This is a genomic window from Segnochrobactrum spirostomi (assembly GCF_009600605.1).
In the GTDB taxonomy this organism is placed as follows: domain Bacteria; phylum Pseudomonadota; class Alphaproteobacteria; order Rhizobiales; family Segnochrobactraceae; genus Segnochrobactrum; species Segnochrobactrum spirostomi.
The window spans coordinates 2961078-2977189 of sequence record NZ_VWNA01000001.1; the positions used below are offsets into that span (position 1 = coordinate 2961078).

Genomic DNA, 16112 nt, shown 5'->3' on the forward strand with positions numbered 1-16112 from the left:
GGAACGACATGCGCTGCGACCGCCTGTGGAAAGGCGCCCGTCTCGCCACGCTCGCGGCCGGCCGGCCCGGCCTAGGCATCGTCGAGGACGGTGTCGTCGCCGCGACGGACGGCCTCATCGTCTATGCGGGTGCCGCCGCGGATGCACCCGCCGGGCTCGACGCCGCCGAGATCGTCGCCTGCGACGGCCGCTGGATCACCCCCGGCCTCATCGATTGCCACACCCACGTGATCCACGGCGGCGACCGGGCACACGAATTCGAGCTGCGCCTCGCCGGGGCCAGCTACGAGGAGGTCGCACGGGCGGGCGGGGGCATCGTCTCCACCATGCGGGCGACCCGGGCCGCCAGCGAGGACGACTTGGTCGCGTCGGCGCTGCCGCGCCTCGATGCGCTCCTCGCCGAGGGCGTCACCACGGTCGAGGTGAAGTCCGGCTACGGCCTCGATCTCGCGAACGAACTCAAGAGCTTGCGTGCCGCGCGCCGGCTCGGCGCCGAGCGCCCGGTTTCGGTCGCCGTCACCTTCCTCGGCGCCCACGCGCTGCCGCCCGAGGCGAACGGCGACAAGGACGGCTACATCGACCGGGTCTGCGCGGAGATCCTGCCGGCGGTCGTCCGCGAGGGTCTCGCCGACGCGGTCGACGGCTTCTGCGAGGGCATCGCCTTCTCGCCTGAGCAGATCGCCCGCCTGTTCGAGGCGGCGCGCGCGGCCGGGCTGCCGGTGAAGCTCCACGCCGACCAGCTCTCCGATCTCGGTGGCGCCGCGCTCGCGGCGCGCTTCGGTGCGCTCTCCGCCGACCATGTCGAATATACCGGCGAGGCGGGCGCCGCGGCGATGGCCGCCGCCGGCACCGTCGCGGTGCTGCTGCCCGGGGCCTTCTATTTCATTCGTGAGACCAAGCAGCCGCCGGTCGCCGCCTTCCGCGCCGCCGGGGTGCCGATCGCGCTCGCGACCGATTGCAATCCCGGCACCTCGCCGCTCACCTCGCTCCTCCTCGTCATGAACATGGGCGCGACCCTGTTTCGCCTCACCGTCGAGGAATGTCTCGCGGCGGTGACGCGCGAGGCCGCCCGCGCTCTCGGTCGCCTCGGAGAGGTCGGCACGCTCGAAGCCGGCAAATGGTGCGATCTCGCGATCTGGGACATCGAGCGTCCCGCCGAACTCGTCTATCGCATGGGCTTCAATCCGCTCCATGCCCGCGTCTGGAGAGGCCGATGACACTCATCCTGAAACCCGGTGCCGTCACCCTCGCCGAATGGCAGGCGATCTATCGCGGCGCGACGGCTGCGCTCGATCCCGCCTGCCGGCCGGCGATCGCCCGCAGCGCCGCCGCAGTCGCCGCGATCGTCGCCAAAGGGGCGCCCGTCTACGGCATCAACACCGGCTTCGGAAAGCTCGCGAGCGTCCGCATCGACGCCGCTGATCTCGAAACCCTCCAGCGCAACATCGTGCTGTCCCATGCCGCAGGAACCGGCGGGCCCATGCCGGTGCCGGTGGCGCGGCTGATGATGGCGCTCAAGCTCGCGAGCCTCGCCCAGGGTGCCTCCGGCGTGCGGCCGGAGACGATCGACCTGCTCGAGGCGCTGCTCGCCCGCGATCTCATCCCCGTCGTGCCCTCGCAGGGCTCGGTCGGTGCCTCCGGCGATCTCGCACCGCTCGCCCACATGACGGCCGCGATGATCGGCGTCGGCGCCTTCCATGTCGGCGACCGTATCGTTCCCGCCGCCGAGGCGCTCGCCGCCGCGGGCCTCGCGCCTTTGGTGCTCGGCCCGAAGGAAGGGCTCGCCCTCCTCAACGGCACCCAGTTCTCCACGGCGAACGCGCTCGCCGGCCTGTTCGAGGCGGAGCGGCTGTTCCAGGCCGCGCTCGTCACCGGCGCCCTCTCGACGGACGCCGCGCGCGGCTCGGACGCGCCGTTCGATCCCCGCATTCACCGTCTGCGCCGCCATCGCGGCCAGATCGCCGTCGCCGATTCCCTGCGCGGGCTGATGACGGGCAGCGCGATCCGCGCCTCCCACCTCGAAGGCGACGACCGGGTCCAGGACCCCTATTGCCTGCGCTGCCAGCCCCAGGTGATGGGCGCCGCCCTCGACGTGCTGCGTCAGGCGGCAACGACGCTCGAGACCGAGGCGAACGGCGTCTCCGACAATCCGCTGATCTTCGCCGAGGACGGCGAGGCGCTCTCCGGCGGCAACTTCCACGCCGAGCCGGTCGCCTTCGCCGCCGACATGATCGCGCTCGCGGTGTGCGAGATCGGCTCGATCGCCGAGCGGCGCATCGCCATGCTGGTCGATCCGGCGCTGTCGGGCCTGCCGGCCTTCCTCACCCCGAAGCCGGGGCTCAATTCCGGCTTCATGATCCCCCAGGTGACGGCGGCCGCGCTCGTCTCCGAGAACAAGCAGCGCGCGACCCCGGCGAGCGTCGATTCGATCCCGACGTCGGCGAACCAGGAAGACCACGTCTCGATGGCGGCGCATGGCGCCCGCCGCCTCCTCGCCATGGTCGAGAATGCGACGGCCGTGATCGGCATCGAATTGCTCGCTGCCGCGCAGGGCTGCGATTTCCATGCGCCGCTCGCCTCGAGCCCGGGGCTCGAGAAGGTGCGGACGCGGCTGCGCGCCGAGGTGCCCCACCTCGACGACGACCGCCATTTCCACCCGGACATGGAGGCCGCCATCGCGCTGGTGCGCGCCGGTGTGCTCGCCGAAATCGTCGGCGCGGCCGCGCTGCCGGCCGTCACCGCCTGAGCCTTCGGCCGCGCAGGGATCACCGTCATGACCGAGACGAAAGCTCATCCTCACTGGCTCACCGTGCGGCGCGGCGCGGCGCCGCTCGTCGTCAGCCTGCCCCATACGGGGACCGACCTGCCGCCGGAGATCCTGCCCGATCTCGTCTCGCCCTGGCTCGCCCGTCGGGATGCCGATTGGTGGATCGAGACGCTCTACGACTTCGCGGCCGACCTCGATGCGACGATCGTGCGGACCGCGATCTCGCGGACCGCGATCGACGTCAACCGCGATCCCTCCGGCGTTTCGCTCTATCCGGGGCAGGCGACGACCGAGCTCTGCCCGACGACGACGTTCGACGGCGAGCCGCTCTACCGCGAGGGCCGCGCGCCCGACGCGGCGGCGGTGGAGGCCCGCAAGGCCGCCTATTTCGTGCCCTATCACGCCGCGCTCGCCGAGGAGATCGGTCGCCTCAAGGCGATCCACCCGCGCGTCGCGGTCTATGATTGCCACTCGATCCGCTCGATCATTCCGCGCCTGTTCGACGGCACGCTGCCGGAGTTCAATCTCGGCACCAACTCGGGAGCGAGCTGCGCGCCCGCGCTGTCGCAGGCGATCGAGGCGATCCTCGCCGCGAGCGGGCGGCCGATGGTGGTCAACGGCCGCTTCAAGGGCGGCTACATCACCCGGCATTATGGACAGCCCGAGGCGGGTGTTCACGCCGTGCAGATGGAACTCGCCTGCCGCGCCTATCTGCGCGAGCCGCTGGGGCCGGTCTCCGAGGCCGATTGGCCGACGCCCTACGACCCGGCTTATGCCGCGCCGCTACGCGCCGTGCTGAAGGACGTCCTCGAAGCCTGCCTGACCTTCGCCCGCGCCGGATGAAGGGCCCACGGGCCGAACCGGTTCGGGACCCCTCCGACGGCAACCGGCCGGCCAATCGTCACGATCGGCCGGCCGGATATTCGCCTCAAGACCGAGGCGCCGTGCCTTCACACTTCGTAGTGCGGGTCGAAGGGCGGCGGTGGCCAGTCCGTCGGCAGGGTAGCTTGATAGAAGGGGTAGCAGACGACACCGCCGTTCGCCTCAGCCAGTGCCGTGTCGTCGAGAGATTCGACGTCGCGTTCCGTGTCCATAATGGTCGCTCCGAGATGGACTGGTTGGTATGGCGCGATGCGCGATCAGGCGGTGACGACCGGCACCGGCTGGAAGTCGCCAGTGAAAGACGAGGCCGGCCGGCCGTTGACGGAGATAACCGGGCCGGGCGCCATCGGCGGCAGCGTGACGGTGCCCGCGATGCCGCCGACACCCCCGTCCGTCTCACCTTGGAAGGCCTGCATCGGGGGAAATTCCCAGCTTCCGCCGTTCACCGCGCAGAGGGTGCGGTCGTCGAGAGCCGTCGTGGTGCGGTTGGTGTTCATGATTTCTACTCCCAGTGTTCGATGGACCTGGGGATTCGACGTCTTGGTCCCATAAGGGCAGGCGCCGCATCCGGTTGAGATGGGCGAAGACAGTCGGGGCCGGACCGGAGGGTTGCCGTCAGTCGGCAGCGCGGGCGGAGAGGTCGCCGAGAGCTTCATTCGAGCGATGAAGGTCGAGGCAGAAAGACTTTCATGAGAGGAGAGCGCCGTAGTATACGAAGAGGAGTATTCTTGATCGTTCCGATCTGATGTCCCTCGGACCCAATCGAAGTTTTCCTTCCATTCTTCGACGGCTACTTTCCTCTATCGATAGACGTTTGCGGAAGTGTAAGGCATCACCTCAAACTGCTTCGACGTCGTTTCGATAGAGATAATGATACGCTCGGCATCGGCGGGCGCAACGGCGGAATGCGAACGTGTCGCATTCTTAATCCAGCGGACAGATATCGTTCAGCTTTGCCACCGACGCAAAACCGTTGGGACGTCGTCGCCCACCGGCGCCCTGGGCCCGTCTCTGCCAGCTCTGAGGTCAGGCCGGGCGTAGGCGGACATAACGCTGTTCCTGCACCGGGGTGCCCCATTGGGTGCCGAGCCACTCTTCTGCGAGGACGAAGCCGTGGGCTTCGTAGAGGTGGCGGGCGGCCTCCAGGCCGCGCAGCGTCCACAGATGGGTCTCGCCGAAGCCCTGCGCGTCGGCGAAGGCGGTGGCTGCGGCGATCAGGCCCCGTCCGACACCGCGGCCGCGCAGGCCGTCATCGACGATGAACCAGCGCAGGTGAGCCTTGCCCGCGCCGAGATCCTCGCCGTCGATGGCTATCGAGCCGACGATGTCGTCACCCTGCATCCCCCGCCAGATGCGGTTCGCGGGCCGATCGAGCCGGGCCGAAAATTCCGCGAGCCCGGTCGCCACCACCGCCTCGAAGGCCGCGCCGAAGCCGGCGACGCGCGCATAATGGCGGGCGTGGAGGGTTGCGATGCGTCCGATCAGGCCGGGATGGTAGCCGGTCTCGATGCGGATCGCGGGGCCGGCCTCGCCCACGCCGCCGTTCGCGGCCGTGAGCGCATCCGCATAGAGCCGGATCCCCTCGGCGACGGTGAGCGCCTCGGCCGGCTCGAGCCGGCCGAGCGCACTCGAGACCTGAAGCCGGGCGAAGCGATGAATGCCGGCGACGAGGGCCTGCCCGTCCGCGCTCAAGGCGAGCGCCTTGGTGCGCGCGTCGTTCGGCCCTGCCGCCTCCTGCACCGTGCCGGACTCGACCAGCTTGCGCAGCATGCGGCTGACGCTCGACTTTTCGAGCCGCAGGCGGCCGGCGATCTCGCCCGCCGTGATGCCGGGGTGGGCGTCGATCTCGATCAGCGCATGAACCGCGGACGGGGGCAGATCCGTCCCGGCGAGGCCGTCGCCCATGAAACCGAGTTCCCGGACGAGGCGGCGGGACGCGGCGCGGATGTCTTCGATGGGAGCCGTCATGCGCACAGATAGTTGTATGATGCAACGATATCCGCACTGAATACGGCAATCAGCCTTCCGAGGGAAGGGGCCGGACGGCTCCGGTGTGCCGCGGCGCGCTGGCGGTCCGCGAGTTTGGGAGACCGCGTCGGCGCGCGAGCCGCAGGTCGATCCTGCGCATCGCCCCTCTCAAAAGCGAACCGGCCGGTCGTCCGAGGCACGACCGGCCGGCTATCAGGCTCGTCTCAGGGATCGGCCGTGTCCGCCGCGATCGGGAAAACGGCGATCCGGCGGCGTGCGTGGGTCACGGTATGATCTTGGGGCGGCGGAAGTCCGCCGTGCCGTCTTCATCCGGCTCCTGCTCGCCATCGTTCGCCAGGATGCGCGGGCGGGGCAAGCCGTCGTTCCCGCCGCTGACATCCGCCAGCGCGGTGTCCTCCAGCGGCTGGGTTTCGGCCGGGATCTTCTTGTCGTCGATGGTGCTCATGATGGTTTCTCCGAGGATGGCTTGTAGAACGGGGCGCCGGGATCGGCCCCCTCATGGAACGGTGCCGCCGCGCACGCGGGATGCGCGAAGGCACGCTTGGCTCGGGTCTGCCGCAGAGCGGAAATCGCTGTGCTCGGCATCCCAGATCACCCCCATACCGGTATTCGTCCGATATCCCCAATATGGGTACCGATCTTCATCGATCCGAAGAGGCTCCAATCATCATCCGAATTTCATTAGCCGTCGGATTTTATTGGAATTCGTCGTCTCGACGAAGAAGAGGATACGCTGGAGACATCTGAAATCAAGCCGCATCGGGGATCCGACGCACGATATGTCTAGGGTTTAATCTGGACGAAAGGTCCCGTTCACAGTCGGTGGCGCTGCGCCACACACCGTGCGTCATGTCTCGATGAAGGCGGCGAACTCGTGCGGCGCGCCGGTGGGAAGAGCCTGCTTGAGGTGAGCGCGGAAGGCCGAGACGCGGGTCCTCGATCGGATCGCAGTCTGGCGGGCGGCCGATCAGGCGAGGTCGATCGGCGTCGGCCCGAAGCCGCTCGGGGCGTTCGACGGCGCCGAGGCGACGTCGAGCGGGCCGTTGACGACGGCCCCGAAGGCGGCGCTGCCGGTGACGGCCTCGCCGAATGAGGGGAGGCCGCCGGGCTGGCCGTTGTTCGCCATGGCGGCGTCGGCCGCGAGCGCCTGCGACACGGGCGTGGCCGCGATGCCGCCGAGGTTGATCGGTGCGACGCCGCCGGCGACGACATCGCGAAGCGCCGCGTCGGCGAGCGGCACGATCTTTGCGCCGAGGACGGAAGCAGAATTCCGGTCGATGCTCATGATGGGGCTCCTCGGCGTTGGTGGCCGCTTCGGGTCTTATCCCCGTGGCGGCTCGCAGGGCAAATCCGCGGCGGACGGCGCTCAATGCGAGTTCGGCCACGGGCGCGATCTTTGTCGAACGGGGAGCCGGATCGGCGGAGGCGCGATGTCGCTCCGCCGATCCGGCCCGATCGGCCTCATTGGGGCAGGATGATGCCCGGGCCGACGCCGTACGGCAGGTCGTCCATGCCGTGGTCGTTCGGCGGCAGAGCCGGGCCGGGGCCGAGGAATTTCGGCTCCCCGTCCAAGCCCTTGTTCGGCTGGAGGATCACCGGGCCGGGCCCGAAATCGGCCGGGTTGATGAAGTTCATGAAGCCGCCCGTGACGGTATTCAGGGCGCGGTCGTCGAGATTGGTCATCTTGGTGGTGATCATGATCGTGGCTCCAAAATTTGGGTGTGGAAGCGGCTCCATTCCGATGCATCCGCATGGGCAGGCATGGGGAGGACGCCGCGTTCAAGGATGGTTTCGGTAGGCTATTGGGGTGAGCCAGGGCGGCGGAAGATTGCGATACCGCTCCGCCGACCCACCCCGGATGGGCCTCACTGGGGCAGGATGATGCCCGGGCCGACGCCGTACGGCAGGTCGTCCATGCCGTGATCGTTCCGCGGCAGGGCCGGGCCGGGGCCGAGGAACTTCGGATTGAAGCCGGTCACGGTGCCCGAGGGCGGGATCGCCGGGCCGGGGCCGAGGTCGTCCGGGTTGAAGGGAAGGACGAAGCCGCCCGTGACGGTCTCCAGGGTGCGGTCGTCGAGGGTCTTCATTTCGGTGGTGGTCATGATCGTGAGTCCTGAATTTGGGTGTGAGGCGGGTTCATTCCGTGGGCTGCGTGAGCCGCTGCGAGGATGAACACCGCGTTCAAGGGATGGAGGGTCGATTGGGCTTCGGAGCGTGGTGAGCCGGGTCAGAACCAGCTCTTGACGTCGTCCCAGGCGCTCTCGGCGTGCGAGGCCACCCAGCCGACGGCCGCACCGTCGACGCCGCCGGCGAAGGCTCCGCCGCAAGCGGCGCAGACCCCTTCGAAGATGGCCGTTCCGACGACAACCGGCAGGCCGATGGCCGTGGCGGCGGTGACGGCGGCGACGGCGCTCGCTCCGACGGCGATGGCGCCCAGCGCGCCGCCGGCGATGGCCCCGATTTCGGTGCCCGTCAGGCCGCCATTGAGGGCGACGAGCGCCCGATCGTCGAGGGCGAGAACATTCGCGTTGGTGTTCATGATGGTCACTCCCAGTGTTCGATGCGTTCGATGGACTGGGGATTCGACGTCTTGGTCCCTCGTTCGTGAGGGTGGCTCGCACGGAGCCGGGCGCCGCATCCTCGTGAGATGGGGCGAAGACGGTCGGGGCCGGACCGGAGGGTTGCCGGGTACGCCGGCAGCGCGGGCGGAGGGGTCTCGAGAGCTTCGTCGTGGTGGAAGCTTTCCGAACCCTTGCGGGCTCGGTCTTCGAGAAGACGGGATGAGGAAAAGTCCCCAAGAATGGCGCAGTTTACATCCTGTCTTCCGATCGATCCGACGGTCGAAGCTTGAGAAGATCTTTAAGTTTCTTCCGTTTGCTTCGGTGTCGTCGTTTCGATGAAGTTGAGGATACGCTTTCGCCGGCAGGGGTCAAGCGGCGCAGGGCGCCGAGATGCGAACATGTCGCAAGTTTAATCCCGTGGAGAGCCGGCGTTCAGGTTCACGCCATCTGCCGGCGGGCGAGCGTCGCGAAGGGGCCGGGAACCGCCATCAGCGCCTCGTATGAGCCCTGCTGCACGATGCGGCCGCCGTCGAGCACGACGATCCGGTCGGCCCCGGCGATCGTCGAGAGTCGGTGCGCGATGACGAGGCGCGTCGTCCTGAGCCGCTTCAGGGCGTCCGTGATCTGCGATTGGGTCACGTTGTCGAGCGCGCTCGTCGCCTCGTCGAGGAACAGGATGCGCGGCCGGCGGATCAAGGCGCGGGCGATGAGGAGGCGCTGCTTCTGACCGCCGGAGAAGGTGGCGGCCCCTTCGCTGATCATCGTCTGCATGCCCATCGGCATCGCCTGGATGTCGTCGGCGAGGCGGGCCATCGCCGCCGCGCGCCAGGCGTCGTCGAGATTGTGGGGGCCGTTCGCGACGATGTTGTCGAAGATCGAGCCCGGCAGGATCTGGCCGTTCTGAAGCACGACACCGAGCTGCCGGCGGACCGCACCGGGATCGAGGGTGGCGAGGTCGCGCCCGTCGTAGGAGACCGTGCCCCGGGTCGGCTGCTCGAAGCCGAGCAGGAGGCGCAGCAGGGTCGATTTGCCGGCGCCGGACGGGCCGACGATGGCGACGAACTCGCCCGCCTCGAGGGTCAGGTTGATGCCGTCGAGCACCGGCCGGTTTGCTTGCGGATAGAAGAACGAGACGTTGTCGAGCGCGATCCGGCCGCTGAGCTCTCCCGGATCGGCTTTGCCGTTGTCGACCTCCGCCGTGGCGTCGAGGATCGGCCGGGTGCGCTCGTAGAGCGGCGCGAGGCCGTAGATCGTGACGAGGGCGCCGGCGAAGCTCGACAGGCCGGAGAAGAATTGCCCGAACGCGGCGTTGAAGGCGATGAAGCCGCCGATGCTGATCTTGGAGAGATAGAACGCGAACAGGATGAAGGCGACGGCCTGGAAGCCGAGCATCAAGCCGCTGCTGAAGAGGCTCTGCGAATAGACGATGATGCCGCTGCGGCGCTGGATCGCCACATCGCGGGAGAAGCGTCCGGACCAGTCCCAGAAGGCGAAGCGCTCGGCGCCCGCCGTCCGCAGCTTCGCGATGCCCGCGATATATTGGAAGATGCGGGCGGCGAGCTGGCCGCGCAGCGCGAGCTGTTCGCGCTGGTAGCGGCGCTGGACCAGGGCGAAGGTCACGCTGCCGCCGAGGGTGACGAGGACGAACCCGAGGCCGACCAGGGCGAGTTGCCACTGGTAATAGACCATCATCGCGAAGCTCGCGACGGCGAACACCCCGCCGAACAGGGAGCTCATGGTGGCGCCCGTGATCTGCGAACTCAGGGTGTTGATGCCGGCGGCGCGGCTTGCGAGGTCGCCCACCTCGTAGCCGCGGAAGAACGACGCCGGGAGATTGAGAAGGCGGTCCCAGACGGCGGCCTGGACGACGGCGTCGACCCGTCCCTGGAGGCGGAGCTGCGACAGCGCCTGGGTCACCGAGAAGCCGAGATTGCCGATCGCGGCGCCGGCGAGCACGATCGTCACCGTTTCGAGGCCGCGATAATCGCCGTTCGGCACGATGACGTCGAAGATCGCGGCCGACACCGCCGGGGTCAGCAGCGCGAGCACGGCGGCGGCGGCGGCGGCGAGCAGGATGGTCGCGATCGAGCCGACGTCGGAACTGACCGCGAAGCGGAGCAGCGACCAGCCGTTGAGCGGGCCGTCCGGGAACGGGCGGTAGAACAGGTGGACATCCGGCTCGAGGGTGTCGGCGACCGCCGCATCGACCCGCTCGACCGCGCCTTTGCCGTCGACCAGCCGGTAGGCGCGGCCGCGGCGCAGAACGGCCACGGGTTCGCCGGCGCGGATGGCGACGAACGAGCCGAAATCGCCGCGCCACCAGCCCGGATAGAGCCGGGACCGCCGGGTGCGGACCCGCGCGCCGCGGGCGATCCGCTCGATCCGCGCGGCCGCGGAGGCGGGCTCGCCGGTGCTGCGGCCTCGGCGGTCGCGGACGATGTTGCGCAGCTCCGCCGCATCCCGCGCGAAGCCCTCGTGGGCCATCACCCGCAGGCACGCCTGGGCGAGCGCGTCCTCGACCGCCGCCGGATCGGGCCGGTCGAGGGTCGGGTGCAGGGTCGTCGCGAGATTGATCGCCGCCGCCTCGACCCGCCGTCGCGCCGCGACCTCGCGAACCTCGATCGAGCGGCGGTCACCGTCCGTGTCCGCGTCGCGTTGCCGTGCGAGGCGTTCGACGGCCGACGAGAGGAGGGTCGCGGCGGCGGTCGACAGCCGTCCGCGGGCGGCGAGATCGGACGAGGTCACGATCTCGATCGGGCTCGCGCCGGGGGCGCGCACCCAGACCGCGGCGGTCAGGCCGATCGGCGTCTTCGGCGGCACGACGTCCCGGTCGTAGAGACGCAGGCTCTCGGTCGAGACGAGCCAGAGGAGCCCGCGGTCGGCGCACACGGCAGCGCCCGCGGGCAGCACGCCAGAGCCGGAGCGGCGGTCGAGGGCGGTGAGATCGCGCGGGCGCAGCGGACCTTCGGCCGCCTCCAGGAGGCGCGAGACCCAGCCGTCATAGAGCGCGAACGGCGTGGCGCCCTCGTCGAGGCCCGCGTCGTCGATCCGCGCGCCCGGTAGCGGCACCGCGACGATCTCGAAGGCGGCGAGCGGGGCGTTCGCGTCGTGCCCGGCGGCTCGATCGCCACCCCGGAGATCGCCGAAGGCCTCGCCGGCCTCGATTCGGCCGAGCGGGTGCCACGGCCCCTTGGTGATGGGGGCCTCGCCCGCGGCGGACGGCGCGAAGCGGACGGCGAACAGATCGACCGCGCCTGCCGCGATCCGCCAAAAGCCGGCGGCGGCGCCGAGACGGATCGCCCGGTGAACGCTCGGCAGCCGCGGCGCGGTCTCGAGGCTCGGCGGAAGGGTCGGGAGCGGCGGGGCGGCGGCGTTCTGGGCGAGCCCGTTCACCGCCGTCGGCTCATTCGGTGGCGATGAGTCTGGCATAGGCTCCGTCCGCATGACGCAGGCTGTCGTGGGTTCCGCGCTGAACGATGCGCCCCCGCTCCAGGACGATGATTTCGTCGCAATCGCGGATGGTGGAGAGGCGGTGCGCGACGATGAGGCAGGCGCAGCCGCGCCGGCGGATGTTGGAATCGATGGCGAGCTCGGTCACGGGATCGAGCGCCGAGGTCGCCTCGTCGAGGAGGAGGAGGCTCGGCGAGCGGACCAGGGCGCGCGCGATTTCGAGGCGCTGGCGCTCGCCGCCCGAGAGATTGCGACCGGCCTCCGCCACCATCGAGCCGATCCCGGCCTCGCGTTGGCGGACGAGCTCGCGCAGGCAGGCGTCTTCGAGCGCCGCCTCGACCGCCATGTCCTCGATGGTCGGGTCCCACAGGGTCATGTTGTTGCGGATCGAGTCCGCGAACAGGGTGATGTCCTGATCGACGGCGGCGACCGAGTTCGTCAGCACGGCGCGATCGATCGCATCGAGCGGACGGCCGTCGAGCAGGATCTCCCCCTGCCACGGCCGGTAGAGCCCGGCGGCGAGCTTGACGAGGGTCGATTTGCCCGACCCGCTCGCCCCGACGACGGCGACGCGCGCGCCGGGCGGCACCGTGAGCGAGAGCCCCTCGATGAGCGGGGCGGCGAGGCGGCTGTAGCCGAAAGTGATGTCGCGCAGTTCGAGGTGGCCCGAGAGCCGCGCTTCCGCCGGCGCCGTCGCGGGGCGCACGGGCCGCGGCGCCGACTCCGCATCCGGCGACCGGTAGCTCATGACGTCCTCGATGCGCTGCAAGTCGGCGCGGGCGGTCTGGAGCACGGCGCCGAGGCCGACGAGGCGGGCGATCGGACCGTTGAAGCTTGCGGCGAGTGCCTGGAAGGCGACGAGATCGCCGATCGACAGCCGCCCCTCCATCACCTGGGTCGCGCCATAGCCGAGCACCGCGAGGTTGCCGATCGAGGTGAGGAAGCCCGGCATGACCCCGAGCAGCCGGGTGTCGCGCCCGATTTCCTGAGACAGCGACACGAAGCGGCTCTGGTAGCCGGCCCAGCGGCTGAAGAGATCGCCTTCGGCGCCCTCGGCCTTGATGGTTTCGATGGCGGCGAGGCCGCTCATGGCGACGGAGCTCTGCCGGGCGGAGCTCTGGGCGAGGAGCTGGGTCGCGTTGTCGAGGCGCAGCCAGACGAACCGCATCAGGCTCAAGTTGACGACGGCAAAGCCGATCGCGAGGCCGGCGAGGGGGGCGCTGTAGGCGATCATGATCGCGCCGTAGAGCACCAGCGTGACGATGCCGACGAGGTTGATGGCGAGATCGGAGGACAACGTGCGGGCGAGCCGCGCGTTCGATTGGAGCCGGCTCGCGAGGTCGCCGGCGAAGCGCTGCGTGAAATATTCGACCGGCAGCGACAACAGGTGCCACAGCATGCGCCCGGTCATGACGACCGCGAGCTTGATCTGCAGGCGCATCAGGAAATGCTGTTGCAGCCAGGTCAGAACGAGGCTCATCGCCCCGGCGGCGACGAAGCTGACGACGAGGGGCCGCACCCACCCGTCCTGTCCGTCGACCAGGAACTTGTCGATGTAGATCTTGCTGATCGCGGGGATGACGATGCCGGGCAGGACGAGCAGCAGAGTCGCGAGCGTGATGAAGGCGAAGGCTGCGCGCGAGCCTTGCAGCCGGCGGCGCAGGCCCGCCACCAGCGACGGCCGCCGCCCGCCCTTCGCGAAATTCGGGCCCGGCGCGAAGCTGAGCGCGACGCCGGTGAAGCTGTCGGAGAGTTCGGCGAGCGTCACGGTGCGTCGCCCGAGCGCCGGATCGTTGAGGTAGGCGATATCCTTGCCGATCCCTTCGAGCACCACGAAGTGGTTGAATTCCCAGTAGAGCACCAGCGGCATCGACAGCCCGGCGAGGCCGTCGATGTCGACCTTCAGGCCTTGCGCCTCGAGGCCGTAGCCGCGCGCCGCCTTGACGACGTTGAGGGCGTTCGAGCCGTCGCGGGAGACGCCGCAGGCGATGCGCAGTTCTTCGAGCGGGATCCAGCGGCCGAAGTGCGCGAGCACCATGGCGAGGCAGGCGGCGCCGCACTCGACCGCCTCCATCTGCAGGATCGTCGGCGTCCGCGCGCGTGCCGCGCGCCGGGTGGCCGTCACGGCTCGATTCCCAAGAGACGGCGGATCGCCGGCACGATGAGCACCGCCGGAGCGTCCTCGCGGATCGACACCTTGGCGCTCGCGAGCGTGCCCGTCTCGATCGCCTGATCCGGGCCGCGGCCGGAGGTCCAGGCGAAGCCGGACGGCGTCGACGGGTCCCGTTCGAGGGCGACGCCGAAGGCGATCGGCGGGGCGTTGCCGGCGAGGGTTTGAGCAAGCGTGGCGTTGCCGAGCTGCTGGGTGACCGCCTGCATGCTGAGCGGCGCCGGGCTGACCCAGACGATCTTGCCGCGGATGGTGCCGTAGCGCGACGGCGAGGCGGTCGAGGGCGCCACGTTGACGCTCATGCCGACCCGGACGTCCTTGCCGAGGCGGGGTTCGGCGAAGAACACGCCACGCAGGATCGGCTGCGCCTTCTGGATCGCGACGATTGGCGAACCGGGTTGCACCGCGGTGTCGATCTCGCCCTCGCGCTCGACCACGACGCCGTCCATGTCGGCGACGATGCGGCCTTCCTGGTGCAACTGCGACTGGGCGTTGGCGAGCTGCTCCTGGGCCTGGAGGATGCGGTCGTCGAGGTTCGAGAGGGCGGTCTGGCGCTGGTTCTGGATGTCGAGGGAGCGCGCCTGAAGCTGCTGCAACTGGTTGCGCGCACTGTCCTGGGACGACGACGCGCTGATGAGGTCGTCGCGGGCGCTCTCGACCTGGACGGAGGTGGCGAGCCCCTTGGCTTCGAGCGCCATCAGCGAGGTGAGAATCTGCTGGCGGGCGGTGATCTGCTCGCCGGCCCACTTGATCTGATCCTGCAGCGTCGCCCGCTGCGCGGCGAAATCCTGGTTCTGCGCGGCGATGAAATTGTCCCAGAAGGCGCTTTGGTTGGTGCGCTCCTGCTGCAGGGATTGCAGGGTGCGCTGGGCGTTGTCGCGCATCTCGACGTCGCTCAGGATCTCCACCTTGGCGAGGAGTTCGCCCTTCTTGACGCTGTCGCCCGGCCGCACCAGGACCGCGCGCAGAATGCCGGCAGCGGGGGCGACAATATCGTGCTGCTCGCCGAAAGCGGGGTCGAGAATGCCCTGCGCCTCGACCGAGGTCGCGATGCGCCCCGCGAGGCTCCAATAGAGGGCGAAGCCGAGCACCACGATGATCGAGAGGAGGAGGATCCACCCGGCCGGGCCGACGACGTGCATCAGCCGGTCGACCTGCTCGGGGGTGCGCAGCTTGTCGAGGGCCTGCTGGCGATAGGCGATCTCGCTCGCGTGTGCCGTGCCGCCGCTCGGAGCGGCCGGCGTCGGCGCGTTCGCCGCCGGAACGTCGCTCATGCCGACCTCGCCGGGGTCGGCACGGCACAGCCACGCGGATCGGCGACCGACAGCGGGACGACGACGCAACACCGCGTCGCTGGAAAAGACGCCACGGATATGCCCCCAAAGCCAGCCGGACGATCGACGGAACGGATAATCCCGGCGATCTAACGCGTTCGCCCGTCGGCCCGCAATCGGGTTTTTCCGCAGCGCACCGTCAAGGCTCGCGGGCGCGGGGTTTGTGCTCAGCGTGCGTCGGCGGCGAAGGCGTCGATCGCCGCCGCGAAACCCGTGCGGATCACGTCGATGTCGTTGGCGACGACGGTCAGGGCATAGCCCTCGGTCCGGCGGGCGCGGGCGGCGGCTGCGGTGAGGGTGAAGATCCCGCACGGCAGGTTGGCCGCCCGGCAGGCCGCGAGCACCGCGGCGCAGCCGGCCTCCCGCCGCGCCTCGGGATCGTCCGTCCCGGCATAGGAGAGGCCGAGATCGCCGGTGCCGATCAGGATGAAATCGAGGCCCGGCACCGCTGCGATCGCCGTCGCGTTCTCGACCCCGCGCGCCGTTTCGATCATCACGCCGACCGCGATGCCGTGCGCCGCTGCGAGATAGGTTCCGAACCCGCCGCCGAGCGGACGCACGCCGCCGCCGGAGCGCCGCCCCTGGGGCGGGAAGCGGGACGACGCGACGGCCGCCGCCGCCTCTTCTGCCGTCTCGACGAGGGGCACAAGCACGCCGTCCGCGCCGCTGTCGAGCGCGCGGCCGATCGCGAGCGGGGTGTTCTCCTCGACCCGGATCAGCGTCGGCGCACGGGTGAGCCCGACCGCCGCCTCGAGGCCGAGCCGGTCCCAAAGGCCGTGCTGGAGGTCGATGACGATCGCCTGCGCGCCCGTTCCGCCGGCGATCTCGGCGATCGCGGCCGAGCCGATCGCGAGCCAGACGAGGCCGAACGGCTCGCCGCCGGCGAGGCGGTCACGCAAAGCGCGGTCGGTGGGGAGCATGGGGATCATCCTGGTGGTCGGGACGCGCCGGCGCGCGGG

15 protein-coding genes are annotated in these 16112 nt (G+C 69.8%); 3 read left to right on the forward strand and 12 right to left on the reverse strand.

The features are described 5' to 3' along the window. Positions 1-8: 8 nt before the first annotated feature. From hutI to hutG, 3 genes are read left to right on the forward strand one after another with little or no spacing between them, the layout of a single operon-like run. Positions 9-1217, forward strand: coding sequence for an imidazolonepropionase (hutI, locus tag F0357_RS13305; RefSeq protein WP_153482505.1), 1209 nt, complete (start codon positions 9-11; stop codon positions 1215-1217). Then, complete coding sequence (hutH, locus tag F0357_RS13310; RefSeq protein ID WP_153482508.1) at positions 1214-2746, forward strand: histidine ammonia-lyase; 1533 nt, start codon at positions 1214-1216, stop codon at positions 2744-2746. Before hutI ends, hutH begins: the two co-directional genes overlap by 4 nt. Positions 2747-2773: 27 nt before the next feature. Further along, positions 2774-3610, forward strand: coding sequence for an N-formylglutamate deformylase (hutG, locus tag F0357_RS13315; RefSeq protein WP_153482511.1), 837 nt, complete (start codon positions 2774-2776; stop codon positions 3608-3610). Positions 3611-3717: 107 nt separating this feature from the next. On the opposite strand, the gene F0357_RS13320 is transcribed toward hutG, so the two are convergent. The 12 genes from F0357_RS13320 to F0357_RS13375 all read right to left on the reverse strand — a co-directional run bounded on the left by F0357_RS13320 (position 3718) and on the right by F0357_RS13375 (position 16073). Beyond that, on the reverse strand, positions 3718-3861 hold the full coding sequence (locus tag F0357_RS13320) for a hypothetical protein (RefSeq protein WP_153482514.1): 144 nt from the start codon (positions 3859-3861) through the stop codon (positions 3718-3720). A gap of 45 nt (positions 3862-3906) precedes the next feature. Further along, a complete protein-coding gene (locus F0357_RS13325; RefSeq protein ID WP_153482517.1) occupies positions 3907-4146 on the reverse strand; it encodes a hypothetical protein in 240 nt (79 codons plus the stop codon). 529 nt (positions 4147-4675) lie between these two features. Next, on the reverse strand, positions 4676-5617 hold the full coding sequence (locus F0357_RS13330; protein ID WP_153482521.1) for a MarR family winged helix-turn-helix transcriptional regulator: 942 nt from the start codon (positions 5615-5617) through the stop codon (positions 4676-4678). Positions 5618-5900: 283 nt separating this feature from the next. Beyond that, on the reverse strand, positions 5901-6083 hold the full coding sequence (locus F0357_RS13335) for a hypothetical protein (RefSeq protein ID WP_153482524.1): 183 nt from the start codon (positions 6081-6083) through the stop codon (positions 5901-5903). A gap of 522 nt (positions 6084-6605) precedes the next feature. Continuing rightward, positions 6606-6923, reverse strand: coding sequence for a hypothetical protein (locus F0357_RS13340; protein WP_153482528.1), 318 nt, complete (start codon positions 6921-6923; stop codon positions 6606-6608). Between the two features lie 176 nt (positions 6924-7099). Next, positions 7100-7336, reverse strand: coding sequence for a hypothetical protein (locus tag F0357_RS13345; RefSeq protein ID WP_153482530.1), 237 nt, complete (start codon positions 7334-7336; stop codon positions 7100-7102). 167 nt (positions 7337-7503) lie between these two features. Next, positions 7504-7740: a hypothetical protein gene (locus F0357_RS13350; protein ID WP_153482533.1), complete on the reverse strand. Its 237-nt coding sequence runs from the start codon at positions 7738-7740 to the stop codon at positions 7504-7506. A 125-nt stretch (positions 7741-7865) separates the two neighbouring features. Beyond that, positions 7866-8177 carry a hypothetical protein gene (locus F0357_RS13355; RefSeq protein WP_153482537.1) on the reverse strand — a complete coding sequence of 104 codons (312 nt, stop codon included), beginning with the start codon at positions 8175-8177 and terminating at the stop codon, positions 7866-7868. A gap of 460 nt (positions 8178-8637) precedes the next feature. After that, entirely contained in the window at positions 8638-11592 is a 2955-nt protein-coding gene (locus F0357_RS13360; protein WP_153482547.1) for an NHLP bacteriocin export ABC transporter permease/ATPase subunit, read from the reverse strand. Positions 11593-11602: 10 nt separating this feature from the next. After that, positions 11603-13774: an NHLP family bacteriocin export ABC transporter peptidase/permease/ATPase subunit gene (locus F0357_RS13365; RefSeq protein ID WP_312861584.1), complete on the reverse strand. Its 2172-nt coding sequence runs from the start codon at positions 13772-13774 to the stop codon at positions 11603-11605. Beyond that, complete coding sequence (locus F0357_RS13370) at positions 13771-15093, reverse strand: NHLP bacteriocin system secretion protein (RefSeq protein WP_153482550.1); 1323 nt, start codon at positions 15091-15093, stop codon at positions 13771-13773. The genes F0357_RS13365 and F0357_RS13370 overlap by 4 nt, the downstream gene beginning before the upstream one ends. A gap of 227 nt (positions 15094-15320) precedes the next feature. Then, on the reverse strand, positions 15321-16073 hold the full coding sequence (locus tag F0357_RS13375) for an HpcH/HpaI aldolase family protein (RefSeq protein WP_208948332.1): 753 nt from the start codon (positions 16071-16073) through the stop codon (positions 15321-15323). Positions 16074-16112 lie beyond the last annotated feature (39 nt).

Bases quoted from the DNA above. Each gene is read 5' to 3' on its own strand.
- hutH (WP_153482508.1), top strand. From the start codon at position 1,214: ATGACACTCATCCTGAAACCCGGTGCCGTCACCCTCGCCGAATGGCAG.
- F0357_RS13335 (WP_153482524.1), bottom strand. From the start codon at position 6,083: ATGAGCACCATCGACGACAAGAAGATCCCGGCCGAAACCCAGCCGCTG.
- F0357_RS13330 (WP_153482521.1), bottom strand. From the start codon at position 5,617: ATGACGGCTCCCATCGAAGACATCCGCGCCGCGTCCCGCCGCCTCGTC.
- F0357_RS13325 (WP_153482517.1), bottom strand. From the start codon at position 4,146: ATGAACACCAACCGCACCACGACGGCTCTCGACGACCGCACCCTCTGC.
- hutI (WP_153482505.1), top strand. From the start codon at position 9: ATGCGCTGCGACCGCCTGTGGAAAGGCGCCCGTCTCGCCACGCTCGCG.
- F0357_RS13345 (WP_153482530.1), bottom strand. From the start codon at position 7,336: ATGATCACCACCAAGATGACCAATCTCGACGACCGCGCCCTGAATACC.
- hutG (WP_153482511.1), top strand. From the start codon at position 2,774: ATGACCGAGACGAAAGCTCATCCTCACTGGCTCACCGTGCGGCGCGGC.
- F0357_RS13320 (WP_153482514.1), bottom strand. From the start codon at position 3,861: ATGGACACGGAACGCGACGTCGAATCTCTCGACGACACGGCACTGGCT.
- F0357_RS13340 (WP_153482528.1), bottom strand. From the start codon at position 6,923: ATGAGCATCGACCGGAATTCTGCTTCCGTCCTCGGCGCAAAGATCGTG.
- F0357_RS13350 (WP_153482533.1), bottom strand. From the start codon at position 7,740: ATGACCACCACCGAAATGAAGACCCTCGACGACCGCACCCTGGAGACC.
- F0357_RS13375 (WP_208948332.1), bottom strand. From the start codon at position 16,073: ATGCTCCCCACCGACCGCGCTTTGCGTGACCGCCTCGCCGGCGGCGAG.
- F0357_RS13370 (WP_153482550.1), bottom strand. From the start codon at position 15,093: ATGAGCGACGTTCCGGCGGCGAACGCGCCGACGCCGGCCGCTCCGAGC.
- F0357_RS13355 (WP_153482537.1), bottom strand. From the start codon at position 8,177: ATGAACACCAACGCGAATGTTCTCGCCCTCGACGATCGGGCGCTCGTC.